At 72.2% G+C, this 13,432-nt stretch carries 13 protein-coding genes; 4 read left to right on the forward strand and 9 right to left on the reverse strand.

All coding sequences use genetic code 11. From position 1 onward, the window contains the following. Positions 1-172 precede the first annotated feature (172 nt). On the reverse strand, positions 173-1,009 hold the full coding sequence (locus ABZ898_RS26675; protein ID WP_361663927.1) for an undecaprenyl-diphosphate phosphatase: 837 nt from the start codon (positions 1,007-1,009) through the stop codon (positions 173-175). 306 nt (positions 1,010-1,315) lie between these two features. Further along, entirely contained in the window at positions 1,316-1,606 is a 291-nt protein-coding gene (locus tag ABZ898_RS26680; RefSeq protein WP_361663930.1) for an ArsR family transcriptional regulator, read from the reverse strand. Between the two features lie 233 nt (positions 1,607-1,839). Between ABZ898_RS26680 and ABZ898_RS26685 the strand changes: the two genes are divergently transcribed. Next, the gene (locus ABZ898_RS26685; protein ID WP_361663933.1) at positions 1,840-2,241 is read left to right on the forward strand and encodes a MarR family transcriptional regulator; all 402 of its coding nucleotides are present in this window, start codon (positions 1,840-1,842) and stop codon (positions 2,239-2,241) included. A 61-nt stretch (positions 2,242-2,302) separates the two neighbouring features. On the opposite strand, the gene ABZ898_RS26690 is transcribed toward ABZ898_RS26685, so the two are convergent. Continuing rightward, a complete protein-coding gene (locus ABZ898_RS26690) occupies positions 2,303-2,707 on the reverse strand; it encodes an SseB family protein (protein WP_361663936.1) in 405 nt (134 codons plus the stop codon). 321 nt (positions 2,708-3,028) lie between these two features. Here ABZ898_RS26690 and ABZ898_RS26695 point away from each other — a divergent pair, with 321 nt between their 5' ends. The 3 genes from ABZ898_RS26695 to ABZ898_RS26705 all read left to right on the forward strand — a co-directional run bounded on the left by ABZ898_RS26695 (position 3,029) and on the right by ABZ898_RS26705 (position 6,016). Further along, the gene (locus tag ABZ898_RS26695; RefSeq protein WP_361663939.1) at positions 3,029-3,682 is read left to right on the forward strand and encodes a biliverdin-producing heme oxygenase; all 654 of its coding nucleotides are present in this window, start codon (positions 3,029-3,031) and stop codon (positions 3,680-3,682) included. A 76-nt stretch (positions 3,683-3,758) separates the two neighbouring features. Next, entirely contained in the window at positions 3,759-4,220 is a 462-nt protein-coding gene (locus ABZ898_RS26700) for a MarR family transcriptional regulator (RefSeq protein ID WP_361663942.1), read from the forward strand. A gap of 74 nt (positions 4,221-4,294) precedes the next feature. Next, positions 4,295-6,016 carry an MFS transporter gene (locus ABZ898_RS26705; RefSeq protein WP_361663945.1) on the forward strand — a complete coding sequence of 574 codons (1,722 nt, stop codon included), beginning with the start codon at positions 4,295-4,297 and terminating at the stop codon, positions 6,014-6,016. A gap of 58 nt (positions 6,017-6,074) precedes the next feature. Here the strand turns inward: ABZ898_RS26705 and ABZ898_RS26710 are convergent, their stop codons facing one another. The 6 genes from ABZ898_RS26710 to ABZ898_RS26735 form a co-directional block, all read right to left on the reverse strand. After that, entirely contained in the window at positions 6,075-6,782 is a 708-nt protein-coding gene (locus ABZ898_RS26710) for an FAD binding domain-containing protein (RefSeq protein WP_361664171.1), read from the reverse strand. A 138-nt stretch (positions 6,783-6,920) separates the two neighbouring features. After that, entirely contained in the window at positions 6,921-8,987 is a 2,067-nt protein-coding gene (locus tag ABZ898_RS26715) for an iron ABC transporter permease (protein WP_361663948.1), read from the reverse strand. Positions 8,988-8,991: 4 nt separating this feature from the next. Continuing rightward, the gene (locus ABZ898_RS26720) at positions 8,992-9,969 is read right to left on the reverse strand and encodes an iron-siderophore ABC transporter substrate-binding protein (RefSeq protein WP_361663950.1); all 978 of its coding nucleotides are present in this window, start codon (positions 9,967-9,969) and stop codon (positions 8,992-8,994) included. After that, the gene (locus tag ABZ898_RS26725; protein ID WP_361663953.1) at positions 9,966-10,856 is read right to left on the reverse strand and encodes an ABC transporter ATP-binding protein; all 891 of its coding nucleotides are present in this window, start codon (positions 10,854-10,856) and stop codon (positions 9,966-9,968) included. Before ABZ898_RS26725 ends, ABZ898_RS26720 begins: the two co-directional genes overlap by 4 nt. Before the next feature lie 101 nt (positions 10,857-10,957). Next, the gene (locus tag ABZ898_RS26730) at positions 10,958-12,076 is read right to left on the reverse strand and encodes a hypothetical protein (RefSeq protein WP_361663956.1); all 1,119 of its coding nucleotides are present in this window, start codon (positions 12,074-12,076) and stop codon (positions 10,958-10,960) included. Then, entirely contained in the window at positions 12,018-13,382 is a 1,365-nt protein-coding gene (locus ABZ898_RS26735) for a PQQ-binding-like beta-propeller repeat protein (RefSeq protein WP_361663959.1), read from the reverse strand. Before ABZ898_RS26735 ends, ABZ898_RS26730 begins: the two co-directional genes overlap by 59 nt. Between the last annotated feature and the right edge of the window lie 50 nt (positions 13,383-13,432).

The raw sequence follows: 13,432 nt of genomic DNA on the forward strand, positions 1-13,432 counted from the left end.
CGGAGGGTCGCCCTCGTACTGGATGTACGAGGGCGATCCCGACAACGCGGCTGGGGGTCCCCCCTGCTCGCAGAGCTCGGGGGAGGGCGTGCCAGACGCCGCGAGCCAGGCGCCACTTTGCGGACACGCCCTAGTGCCGGGACATCCGCACCCCGTGCGGTGGCGCGGTCTCTCAGTTGCTGAGCGTGCCGCTGGCCAGCAGGCCGATCAGGAGCGCGCCGACGACGACGCGGTAGATCACGAAGGCGTTGAAGGAGTGCTTGGCGACGAACTTCAGCAGCCAGGCGATGGAGGCGTAGGCCACCACGAAGGAGACGACGGTGCCCACCACCAGCGGGGCGGCGCTCACACCGGCGCCGAGGGCGTCCTTGAGCTCGTAGACACCGGCGCCGGTGAGGGCCGGGATGCCGAGGAAGAAGGAGAGCCGGGTGGCGGCGACGCGGTCGAGGTCGAGGATGAGCGCCGTGGACATGGTGGCGCCGGAGCGGGAGAAGCCGGGGAAGAGCAGCGCGAGGATCTGGGAGCAGCCGACCAGCATCGCGTCCTTGAACGAGGTGTCGTCCTCGCCGCGCTTGTGGCGGCCCATCTGGTCCGCGGCCCACATGACGCCGGAGCCGGCGATCAGGGAGCCGGCGACCACCCAGAGCGAGGCGAGCGGGCCGTCGATCAGCGGCTTGGCGGCGAGACCGACGACGACGATCGGGACGGTGGCGGCGATCACCCACCAGGCGAACTTGTAGTCGTGCCGGTAGCGCTTCTCGGGGTTGACCAGGCCCTGGAACCAGGCGGAGACGATCCGCCTGATGTCCTTGAAGAAGTACACGAGCACGGCCGCGATGGCGCCGACCTGGATGACCGCGGAGAACCCGACGACGGACTTGTCGTCCACGGGGATGTTCATGAGCCCCTCGGCGATCTTCAGGTGTCCGGTGGAGGACACCGGGAGGAACTCGGTCACCCCCTCCACTACTCCGAGGACGACGGCCTGACCGACAGAGATGGCGCTCATGGATTCCAGTTCTGGGGAGAGGGGGTCGGCGGCGGTGTGCGGACACGTCGAGCTACGCCCGTACGGCACCGGCGCGGACCGCTGCTGAGCGTCGCCCGCGCGTACGGCAGCGTAGAGGCACCGGACGGGCGGGGCGGCACAGGGGCGCGCGGGCCCGGACCGGCCGGACGGGGCTCTCGCGGGGCCCGTGCGCCCCGGTCACGCGGTGACCGCGCGCGAGCGCGGTGCGGGCGCGCGGGGGGCGGAAGCCGGGCCGCTCACAACGACTTCTTACCGTCGGTGCCCGTATTGCCCGGGAAGTGAGGGTCACCAGTTCTTCTCGAAGAGCTGGGCCACCTCGGCGATACGGGCCTCGTCGCGCCGGTAATAGGTGCGCAGCAGTCTCCGGCGGGTGCGCAGCAGGCCGAGCCGGGTGAGGAAGTCGAGGTGGGCGATGACGGTGCGGCGGGGAACGCCGAGCTTGACGGCGAGGGCGCACGCGGTGACGCCGGTCCCGGCGGGGTCGGTGTGGAGGCTCGCCGGGGGGAAGTGGGCGGCCGGGTCCTTGAGCCACTCCAGGACGGTCTGCCGTATGCGGCCCGAGGGGGTCCCCACCATGCGTACGCCTCCCCTCCCCCGGGCTTCTCGCGCGTGCCGGTGGCCCCACTGTGACGCAGGAGGCCGAGGTGCGCCGGGCTCTCGGCACGTGTTGTCTGGTACCGGACGGCGGCGAAGGGCGCGCACGCGGCGGGGCGCGGCGCGGCCGGAGGGCCGGGACTGCCGGTAAGGCGGCTTGCGCGAGCACTAGTTGCACAGTCAACGATTGGCCGGATCGGTGCTACGGTGCGGGTATGGCAGTGAAGACGGGTGAGGACGCCCGGCTCGAAGAACGTTGGCGGGACATCCTCGCGGTGCACGCGCGCACGATGTGCGAGATAGACCGCGCCCTGCATCCGCACGGGCTGGGTGCCAGCGACTTCGAGGTGCTGGACCTCCTGGCCGCGGAGACGCCGGCCGAGGGCGACCATTGCCGGGTGCAGAACCTGGTGGGCCGGGTCCACCTCAGCCAGTCCGCGCTCTCGCGGCTGATCGGACGGCTGGAGAAGGAGGGCCTCGTCGAGCGCTCGGTGTGCGCGGAGGACCGGCGCGGAGTGTGGGTGAGCCTCACCCGCAAGGGCCGCGAGCTGCACGCGCGGGTGCTGCCGCTCCAGCGGTCGGTGCTGGGGCGCATGCTGACGGACTCCACGGACTGAGGTCCGGGCACACCACTGTGGCGGAGCCGCCCATGTGCGACTCCGCCACAGGGAACGCGGTTCAGCGCGCCAACAGCGTGCGCACGCCCTGCGAGGTGAGCGTCAGGCCGTGCTCTGAGCTGCCGTCGATCGTGAGCGAGAGCTCCTCCTCGGGCCACTGGGAGGCGAGCGCGCCGAGCTGGATCAGCCGGTAGCGGGAGACGGAGGGCAGCAGCCCGGCCATCTCCAGTTCCGAGGTGAAGACGGGAACCACCTGCTCGCCGCCGGGCTGTTCCAGCACCGGCAGGGCGACCATCGTGGAGTCGGCGCCCTCCGCGTCCACCGCCTCGTCGGGCATCGGGACGAGCACATCGCTGTGCGCGAGGGTCTCAAGGGCGGCCTGGTCGTCGGTGTTGACGGCCAGCACGTCCAGCGCCTGCTGGGCGGGCGTCGGCGTCGGAAGGTCGTCGTGTGCGGGTGTCTCCATGGCACATCCCCAGGTAGTGCGGTCGTACGGGCTCGCGCCGGGGCCGGGGCCCGAGCGCGCTCCCGGCCGCGTACCCCTGCGGGCCCGGAGCATGCGCACGGATTTCCGGCCGCCCGCCCCCTGACCGGCCCGGAGCCCCGCCACCGCTGCGGCCGGGGGCGTGCGGGGCGGCGGGCGGTTCACCCGATCGGCGGGCCGGCCGGAGCCCTGCCCAAAGATCTGAGGTGAGGCTAACCTAAGCCCGTCGTCGGCGTCCGCCGGTGACGCCGCGCCTCGGACCGGCCCCTTGCGCGGGCCGCGCACACTGCCTGGGAGGCAGCGTTGTCGACACCCCTCTTCTCCTCGGTCATCCGTACCGCGAGCCAGGACCGGCACACCGAGGCGGAGGGGGCGCCGTTCCTGCGCGATCTGCTGGGCGGCCGGTTCGGCGTGGAGGCGTTCGCCCGCTACACCGAGCAGCTCCTCTTCGTCTACCGCGCACTGGAGGACGCCGCCCCCGCCCTGGAGCGCGACCGGGTCGCGGGCCCCTTCGTCCGGCCGGAGCTGCGCCGGGTGGCCGAGCTGGAGCGCGACCTGCGGCACCTGCTCGGCGACGGCTGGCGCGAGCGGGCGGCCCCGCTGCCCGCGACCCGGCGGTACGCGGCCCGCATCACCGAGGTCGCCGCGACCTGGCCGGCCGGATACGTGGCGCACCACTACACCCGCTACCTGGGCGACCTGTCGGGCGGCCAGGTGATCCGGCGGATCGCCGAGCGGACCTGGGGCCTTGAGAGCAAGGGCGACGGGGTGCGCTTCTACGTCTTCGAGGAGATAGCCAACCCGGCCGCCTTCAAGCGCCGCTACCGCACCCTGCTCGACGCGCTGCCGGTGGGCGCGGCGGAGCGGGAGCGGGTGGTGGAGGAGTGCCGGACCGCGTTCGCGCTCAACAGCGCGGTCTTCGCCGACCTCGGCAGCCTCTTCCCGGCCGGCGCCTGACCTCCCCCGGGAACACCCCTCCGCGACCCCGCACCGAGAGGTTGATTCACCGTACACACATCTGCATAATGGCCTTATGCATAAGCGGGTTATGGACAACGATCCCGTCGTCACCGCCCCCGGGACCTCCACCGAAGACCTGATGATCGCCGTGGAGCAGCTCGTCCGCCATGTACGGCGCAGCGCCACGGCGGGCGGCCTGAGCACCGCCGCCTCCTCGGCGCTCGGCAGGCTGGGCCGGGAGGGTCCGCAGCGGCTGACCGAGCTGGCGCGGGCCGAGAACGCCACCCAGCCGAACATGACCCAGCTCGTCACGCGCATGGAGCGCGCGGGGCTGGTGCGCCGCGTCGCCGACCGCACGGACGGGCGGGGCGTGCTGGTGGAGGCCACCGCGCAGGGGCGCGAGGTGTTCCTCGCGCGCCGGGCCGAGCGGGCGAAGGCACTGGGACTGCTCGTCGAGGAACTGTCCGAGCCGGAGCGGGAAGCCGTGCGGCTCGCCCTCCCGGCGCTGGCCCACGCGATAGAGAAGCGTTCCTGATTCGTCCGTCGGTATCTCCCCGACGCCGCCACGGCAGCGCCGGGGAGAGCGATTCGAGTGGAGAGAAGCGGCAGATGAGTGTTCCGCGCGCACGGGCCGCGAGCCCGTTCCGGCAGCCGAAGGCCGTGTGGGCCGTGGCGTTCGCCTGCGTGATCTCGTTCATGGGCATCGGGCTGGTCGACCCGATCCTGCCCGCTCTGGCGGACAGCCTGCACGCCACGCCGAGCCAGGTGTCCCTGCTGTTCAGCAGCTATCTGATCGTGACGGCCGTCGCCATGCTGTTCGTCGGCTGGTTCTCCAGCCGGTTCGGCGCCAAGCGCACCCTGGTCGTCGGTCTCGCCGTCATCGTGGTCTTCGCGGCCCTGGCCGGGACCACCGACTCGATCAACGGCATCGTCGGCTTCCGCGCGGGCTGGGGGCTGGGCAACGCCCTGTTCATCGCGACCTCGCTCGCCGTGATCGTCGCCTCGGCAAGCGGCGGCTTCGGCGGCGCGATCATCCTGTACGAGACCGCGCTCGGCCTGGGTATCGCCGTCGGACCGCTGCTGGGCGGGGAGTTGGGGGCGATCAGCTGGCGCGGGCCGTTCTTCGGAGTGGCCGTGCTGATGGCCGTCGCCCTGGTCGCCACGCTGGCCTTCGTCCCGTCATTGCCGAAGCCCGCCCGGCCCACCTCGCCCCTCGCCCCGCTGAAGGCGCTCAGGCACCGGGGTCTGCTCACCATGGGCATCATGGCGCTGCTGTACAACTGGGGCTTCTTCACCATGCTCGGGTACGCGCCGTACCCGATGAAACTGAGCGCGCACGAGCTGGGACTGGTCTTCACCGGCTGGGGTCTGCTGGTGGCCGCGTTCAGCGTGTTCTTCGCCCCGCGTCTCCAGGCCCGCTTCGGCACCGCGCCGGTGCTGTACGCCAACCTGCTGGGCCTCGGCGTCGTGATGGCGGTCATCGCGGCCGGGGTCGGCAGTCCCACGGTGGTCATCGTGGCGGTGATCGTGTCCGGGGCCTTCATCGGCATCAACAACACCCTGACCACGCAGGCCGTCATGCTCGTCTCGCCCGTCGAGCGCCCGGTGGCGTCCTCCTCGTACGGCTTCCTGCGGTTCATCGGCGGCGGACTCGCGCCGTTCGTCGCGGGCAAGCTGGCCGACGCCACCGACCTGAGCGTGCCGTTCTACCTCGGTGCGGCGACCTTCCTGATCGCCATCCCGGTGCTGGCCAGCGGGCACGGGCTGCTGCGGAAGGCGGAGGAGGAGCCGGAGGAGGCCGAGGCCGTCGCTCCGTCGCTCGCCGCCGTGGGTGAGCCCGCCGGCTGGGACACGCCCCCGGTGATCGTGGCGGTCGGCGCGCACGGCGGCGCCCCGGGCATCGTGGACGCGGCGGCGCGGCTCGCGCGGGAGAGCGGCAGCCCGCTGGAGGTGGTGCACGTCCGGGAGACCGTCGTGGTGGAGGGGCAGACCGTGGTGCCGGAGGGCGCCGAGGAGGCGCGGGCCGCCGTCGCCGCCCATCTGACCCGGCTGGCCACACACGGAGTGGCCGCCTCGGGCCAGGTGCTGACCAGTGTCGGCGACCACGCCGCCGCCGGGCGGGTGCTGGCCGAGCACGCGACGCGGGTGGGCGCCCGGGCGGTGGCGGTGGGCCGTTCGCCGCGCGGACCGCTGACCCAGTTCGCGGACGGCAGCATCACCTCCGCCCTCACCCACGGTGCGCCGTGCGACGTGCTGCTGGTGGACGCGGAGTCGGTGCCCCGGCAGTTGACGAAGGGTTCGCTGGCCGAGCTGCGCGACAGCGCGGTCTGAACGGGACACGGCGAAGGGGGCCGCGGCGTGTGCCGCGGCCCCCTTCGCCGTGTCCCGTTCAGCGCGTCAGCAGTCCCCTGACCTGGTCGTGGACCGCCGCGCGGGCGGCCGGGACGTCGTGCAGCAGAGTCGGGGCGAGCGCCGACAGCGCTTCCTCGGGGTCGGGGCCGCACTCGGTGGTCTCGCCGACGACCTCGTAGCCGTCGCGTACGGCGATGTTGAGCCGGTAGCGGTCCTCGCCCAGGGGGTGAAGGGCGGAGGCGACGACGAGGGGCGGGGGTCCGCCCGGGTCGCCCTCGTGCTTGCGGTAGGCGCTGGCCACGGGGGTGCGCCAGCGCAGGCTGAGCAGGACAGGGCTCTTGGCGACGACCTCGGCCAGGTCGGTGTCGTGGACGCCGGTGGAGGTCAGGACGGTGGCGCGCGCGTCCAGCACGAGGGCCGCCGGGAGCAGGCAGCGCAGGGTGCTGCCCGCTATGTTGCCGCCGACGGTGGCCGCACGGCGTACGGCGCCGGTGCCGACCGCGCCCGCCGCGCGGCGCAGCACCTCGGGGACCCGGTCGTCGACGCGGTTCAGGACGACGGCGCCGCCCAGTTCCTCGCGGCCGAGGACATTGGCCTCGGGCAGGTCGCGCAGCGACATGGCCTGCGCCGGGAAGCCGTCGCGCTGCCAGGTGGCCCAGACCAGGGTGGCGCCGCCCACGGCGACGGCTCCCTCGGCCAGATGGTCCCGCGCTTCGGAGACGGACGTGGGCAGACGCAGCAGCACGGTGGCCAACCTGCCTTCCTCGGGGGTCCGGCGAGCGGCCGCTTCCGCGGCCAGGGGCATTCTGGCCGCCCGGTCAGGGGCGCGTCCAGGGCTCATGGGCGCGCGCCCCGTGCGCCCCTTCGCGCCCCTGATGGGCCGTCAACGGCGGGTGCGGACCAGCAGGTACAGGAAGTACGGCGTGCCGATGACCGCGGTCATCAGGCCGGCGCCGAGCTGTGCGGGGGCGATCACCGTGCGGCCGGTCAGGTCGGCGACGCAGACCAGGACGGCGCCCAGCATGACGGCCACCGGGACGACCCGCGCGTGGCGGCGGCCGACGAGGGCGCGTGCCGCGTGCGGCGCCACCAGGCCGACGAAGCCGATGCCGCCCGCGGCGGCGACGGCCGTCGCGCTCAGCAGGACGCTGACCACCAGCAGCCCCAGCCGGGCGGGTGCCGTGCGCAGTCCGAGCAGCCTCGGGGTGTCCTCGTCGAGGGAGACCAGGTCGAGTTCGGTGCGCCGGGCGACGGCGACGGCCAGGCCCAGGGCGAGCGCGACCGCCACGGGCAGGGTGTCCGTGAGGGTCCGCCCGTAGGTCGAGCCGGACAGCCAGGTGAGCGCCTTGGTCGCGTTGAACGGGTCGGTGAGCACGATGAGCAGCCCGATCAGCGCCGTCGTCGCGGCCTGTGCGCCGATGCCCACCAGCACCAGCCGGTTCTGCCCGAACCCGCCCCGGGCGGCGAGCCCGAAGACGACCAGGGCCGCCAGGCCCGCGCCCGCGAACGAGGCACCGGCGATGCCCCAGGACCCGGCGAGCGGTGCCGTCGTGACGAACAGGACCGCGCCGAGCGCGCCCCCGCCCGAGACCCCGAGGACGCCGGGTTCGGCGAGGGGGTTGCGGGTGACGGCCTGGACCAGGGTGCCGGAGAGGGCGAGTGCCGCGCCCGCGAGGAGCGCCGCGAGGACTCTGGGGACGCGGGTGTCCAGGACGAAAGTGACGGACTGTCCGGCGAGGCCGCCCGCCCAGTTGGCGACGTCGCCCAGCAGCAGCACGGTGTCGCCGAGCAGGACCCCGGCGAGCGTGACACCGGCCAGGACGACGGCGAGCACCGCCACCGTGACCAGGAACGCGGTCCGGCCGACCAGGCGTCCCCCGTCGGCGCCGCCGACGGTGCCGGTGTCGCGCACCCGTGCGGCCATGCCGACCAGGAACAGCGCGCCCAGCAGGCTGGTGACGACGCCGGTGGGCACGGCGACGGCGGTCTGGGCGGGCACCAGCAGGCGCAGAGCCACGTCCGCGCCGAGGACCAGGCCCGCGCCGGTGAGTCCGGCCACGGGCAGGGCCGTCCGTGCCCTGACGAAGGGGCGTACGCGCCGGGCGAGGGGGCGTACCAGCGCGGGGGCGCACAGGCCGACGTAGCCCACGGGTCCGGCCAGGGTGACCGCGGCGGCGGAGAGCAGCGCGGCGCACACCACGACGGTGATCCGGGTTCCCCTCACCGGCACGCCGATTCCGCGCGCGGCCTCGTCGCCGAGGGCGAGGGCGTCCGTCCGGCGGGCCGTCAGGAGCAGTCCGGCGGCGCCCGCGAGGACGACCGGGGTCATCTGGAGGACGCCGTCGAAGCCGTTCTGGGCGATGCCGCCCTGGTTCCACCGATAGAGGCCGCTGGTCCGCTCGGGGTAGAGCAGGAGCAGGGCGTCGGTGACGGAGGACAGGCCGAGGGTGAGGGCGCTGCCGGCGAGGACGAGCCGTACGGTGCCCGCGGCGAGGCCGGACAGGGCCAGGACGACGGCCGCGGAGGCGAGCGCCCCGGCGAAGGCCACGCCGGAGGAGGCGATCATGGGCAAAGTGACGCCGGTGACGGTGAGCAGGCCGAGGGCGAGGTAGGACCCCGCGTTCACGGCCAGGGTGTCGGGTGCGGCGAGCACGTTGCGGCTGACGGCCTGGAGGGCGGCGCCCGCGATGCCGAGGGCGGCGCCGACGAGGAGTCCGGCCGCCGCGCGGGGCAGCCGGGAGGCGATGACCACGGAGGCGTCGCCGGGTTCGGCGCGGCCGGTGAGGGCCTTGAGGACCTCGGGCGCGCCGACGGCGGCGGTGCCCTGGACGAGGTCGGCGACCGCGAGGGCGGCGACCAGCAGGGCGAGGAGGGCCGCCACCGCGACCGCTCCCGTCCGGGTGGTGACGGCCGCGCGGCCGGTGGCGGGCAGGGGCGCGGTGACGGTCATTGGGCTACTTCGTGAGGGCGCCGGTGAGGGCGTCGACGTACGCCTGCATGGACTTGGGGCCGCCGAACATCCAGATGCCGTCGGGGAGCCGGTGCACGGCGTCCTTCTTGACGAAGGGCAGCGCCTTCCAGGCGGCGTTCGCCGCGAGTTCCTTCTTGAACGGGTCGCCCTCGCTGTCGCTGCCGATGTACGCGAACCGCGTGCCGGCGCCGAGCGAGGAGAGGCCCTCGACGTCGGTGGCGGCCAGGCCGTAGGCGGGGTCGCCCTTGAGCTTCCAGGCGTTCTCCAGGCCGAGGGCCTTGTTGACGGAGCCGAGCTGGGAGCCGTCGGTGTAGGCGCGCAGGGAGACCTGGTTGGCGGCGACGTAGGCGTCGGCGAAGGCGATCCCGGCACCGGCGAGGCCGGCGCCGGCGAGCTTCTTCGCGCCCTCGGCGATCTTGGCGTCGAACGCCTTGTTCGCCTCGGCGGCACGGTCGGTGGTGCCGGTGGCCCTGGCGATGAGGTCGAGGTTCTTCTTCATCCGGCCGATCTGGTCGGCGGCGTCCGCGGACTTGACCTCCAGCACCGGGGCTATTTTGCGCAGCTGCTTGACGGCGCCCGCGGGCAGGTCGGTGGTGGCCACGATCAGGTCCGGGCGCAGCGAGGCGATGGTGTCCGTGCTGGGCTCGCCCCGGGTGCCGATGTCCTTGGGGGTGCCGCGCAGCGGGGCGGCGGTGTCCCAGGTCTTGTAACCCTTGACGTCCGCGACGCCGACCGGGTCCACGCCGAGCGTGACGAGGCTCTCCACGACGTTCCACTCGGTGCCGACGACCCTTTTGGCGGGACCGTCGAGCTTGATCTGGGCGCCGGTGTCGTCGGTCAGGGTGATGCTCCGGGCGGTGCCCTTGTCCTTGCCGGTGGCGGCGGGTTCGGTGGTGCCGCAGGCCGTGAGGGCGAGCGCGCCGGCGGACAGGGCGGCGAGGGCGGTCAGGTGGCGTCTCATGAGGTGGTGCTGAGCCTTCCGGTACGTGCGTGGTGGCGGCCGACGGCGCGGGTGCGCAGCCGGCCCGTCAGGGGGTCGGTGTCGACGTCGACGCGGATGCCGTAGGTGTCGGTCAGACGGTCGGAGGTGAGGACGTCCTCGGGGGCGCCGTCGGCGACGATCCGGCCCGCGCGCAGCAGGGTGATCCGGTCGGCGACGGCGGCGGCCTGGTCCAGGTCGTGCAGGACGACGCCGACGGCGATGCCGTGGCCGTCCGCCAGGTCCCGCACCAGGTCGAGGAGTTCGACCTGGTAACGCAGGTCGAGGTAGGTGGTGGGTTCGTCGAGGAGGAGGACCCCGGTGTCCTGGGCGAGGCAGCTCGCCAGCCAGACCCGCTGGAGCTGGCCGCCGGAGAGGTGCTCGGCGCCCCGTCCGGCGAGGTCCGTCAGATCGGTGAGGGCGAGGGCACGCCGTACGGCGTCCGCGCCGTCCGCGTCGGCACGGGTCCAACGACTGCGGTACGGGTAGCGGCCGAACTCGACGACGTCCCGCACGGTCAGGCCGCCCGGGGTGGGGCGGCCCTGGGTCAGCAGGGCGACACGGCGTGCGAACTCGCGTGCCGTCAGGGCCAGTCCGTCGACCGTGACCGTCTCCTCGCCCCCCGGCTCCGCCGGCCGCGCCAGCGTGAGCGTGGCGGTACGGGGGCGCTGGAGGCGGGCGAGGGTGCGCAGCAGGGTGGACTTGCCGCTGCCGTTGGGGCCCACGAGCGCCGTGACCTCGCCGGGCCGGAGCGTGATGGCCGCCTGGTGCACCACGTCCGTCCCGTCGTAGGCCACGGTCACGTCACGGGCGGCCAGTTGATGACCGCGCGCACGGCGGCCCTCGGGTGTCTCTTCACCGGAACTCACGAGGTGAGGTTAGCCTATCCTTACCTTGCCGATCACCCCCCTGACCGGGGTGGCCTCTTGCGACCCTTCGAAGATCCCTTCCGTCGCCCTGCGGCAAGCCCTCACCCGCGGGGCATGTGCTTGGTGGCCGGGCAACCCTTCCGGCTCACTTCACCGACGCAGCCCCACCCCGTAGCGGTGATGTAGCGAAAGTACTGACGGGGCTTACGCGGCACGGCCTCGGTGGTGATCGTGCCGTTCCCCTTCGGGATGCGTTGGGTGTGATAGCCGGATGTATCGATATATGCCACGTTGATGTGCCATGCGCAGGTGTGAGTGGATACTTCGGGCTGGATACCGAAAGCCATGCCTGACTGGCCACTGCCCAGGTCCACCACGTTGTGATGGAAGAACAACTTGCCCTGGGAGTCGCCCTCGTCGAGGACGTACGGTCCCTTCGGCTTGTCCGCCTTCCCGCCTGTCAGGTCCCACAAAAGGCCCTGCCGGGGCTGGGAGCCCGCGGGTGGGATGTTGACCACGGTCTGCGCCGTGGGTGCGCTGCACGCGTCCTTCACAGCGGTCATTCCGTTGATCGTGAGTCCGGAGCTGCGGTCACTGTTCAGATTCAGATTGAATGTCTGGGCCTCGCCACGGTTCTCATTCCCGTCCTCGAAGGGCGCCACGTACGACGCGCTCTCGACGATACGGCCGCCCAGGGGCTTCAGGAACGCCCACACCTGTGACGCATCGCCACTTATGCCGGTCAGGGCCGCCTGTTCACTCGCCGTCAGCGGCCGGTCCAGCAGCACATACAGGGCCTCAGGAACGTCCTGTTCGTAGTCGCGAGGGGTGATGGTGGAGACGAACGCGGGCTGTTCGCGGTCGACGGCGTTCTCCGCGTTCTTGTCCGAGCGGGCTCGGTCAGTGGACGTGGTCCAGTCCAGCGCGTAGCTCGCGTAGTAGGCGAACACGAGACCCCCCAGGACCACGACCGCCGCAACCACCACGTACAGCAATCGATGCTTCGGCGTAAGCCTGCGCATTCCAGGCAGGCGTTCGTCAGCCCAGACCTGCCACGCGGTCGATCCGGACTCCGGGGTGGCATTCTCCGGGCCGGGCTCCGGGGCACCGTCGTGGACCCGGCCGCCGGCCGACGGGGTCGAGGCCGGCCCCGAGGTGCCTTCATCGGGATCCGGCGTGCCGGAGCCAGAAGGCGGCGGGGCTGGTGGAGTCGTAGCCATGGATTCCCCCGGTTCTGCGCTGTGATCGATTTCGTAGGCCCCTCTCACCTGGCGAACCGCCTGACGTGGAAGGTGGTGTGGGGCCTGCCCCAGTGGCCGCGTTCACGGCATACACATGACCGTCGGCGCAGCCGAAGTAAAGCAACCCGTGGGCCACGTCGAGGGCTGACTCGACCCTGCCGCCGGCAGAGAAAGCCCACCGCTCTCTTCCGCCGGCTGTTTCCAGCGCGTACACCTTCCCGTCGTCGCTGCCGAAATAGACCAGCCCACGGGCCACCGCCGGCGACGAGTGGACGGAGTCCCCGGCAGTGAAGGACCACTTCTTCGTTCCGGTAGCAGCGTCCAGGGCGTACACGTTCTTGTCGCGGCTGCCGAAGTACACCACCCCGTCGACGACCGCCGGCGAGGAGGCGACGAAATCTCCGGTGGTGAAGGACCACTTCTTCGTTCCGGCAGCAGCGTCCAAGGCATGCAGGATCCCGCCGGCCGTACCCAGGTAAACTGTCCCGTCGACCACGACCGGCGAAGTCGAGATGAAGTCGTGCTTCTTGGTCATGCTGATGGTGACCGACCACTTCTCGGTCCCTGTCACCGCGTCGAAGGCGTGGAAGACCTCGTCCCAATTGATGTAGACCACTCCACCGACTACATCTGGCCGATAGTCGAACGTCGTTCCCCTCATGCGAGTGGACCACTTCTCGGTCCCGGTGACTGTGTTCATCGCACGCAGCACCCCGTTCTCCGCACTGAAGTACACCGTCCCGTCGGCCACGGCCGGGGAGTAGAACGGCCAGCCTCCCGCCGAAGGATGTGACCAGTCACTGGTGTCAAAGATCCAGTTCTTGGCACCCGTAGCCGCATTCAGGGCGTAGAGAGCCCCCGCGCTGCTGCCGAAGTACACCGCCCCGTCAGCCACCGTTGGAGACGAGGAGAGGACGAAGGCACTGGTCTCGGTGGTGTAGGCCCACCTCTTGGTCCCGGTGACGGCATCCAGGGCGTGCAGGACCTCTGTGTCGTGTTCATTGCTGAGGAGGTACACCACACCGCCGACGACCGTCGGTGATGAAATATCGACGCTGCCGACGGCATGGCGCCAGGGACGCGGTGAGACGGCGTTCTTGTCGCCTCGACCAGCGCCGTCACATCCGACGGCGCTGACGCCGACACCGACTGCGGTAGCAGTTCCAAGGCTCAGGCGCAAAGCGGCGCGCCGAGTGAGAACACTGGACCACGGCGGGGTACCGACAGACGGTTCCAGCACGCGCTCCGGGCCATGAGCCACGACGGGCGGGCCGGTCTCCACCACGCCGGCACGGTTCGACTCATGGGCTGGGCGGACCGCGCGGACGAGCTGAC

This window comes from Streptomyces sp. NPDC046860, from assembly GCF_040645115.1.
GTDB lineage: Bacteria > Actinomycetota > Actinomycetes > Streptomycetales > Streptomycetaceae > Streptomyces.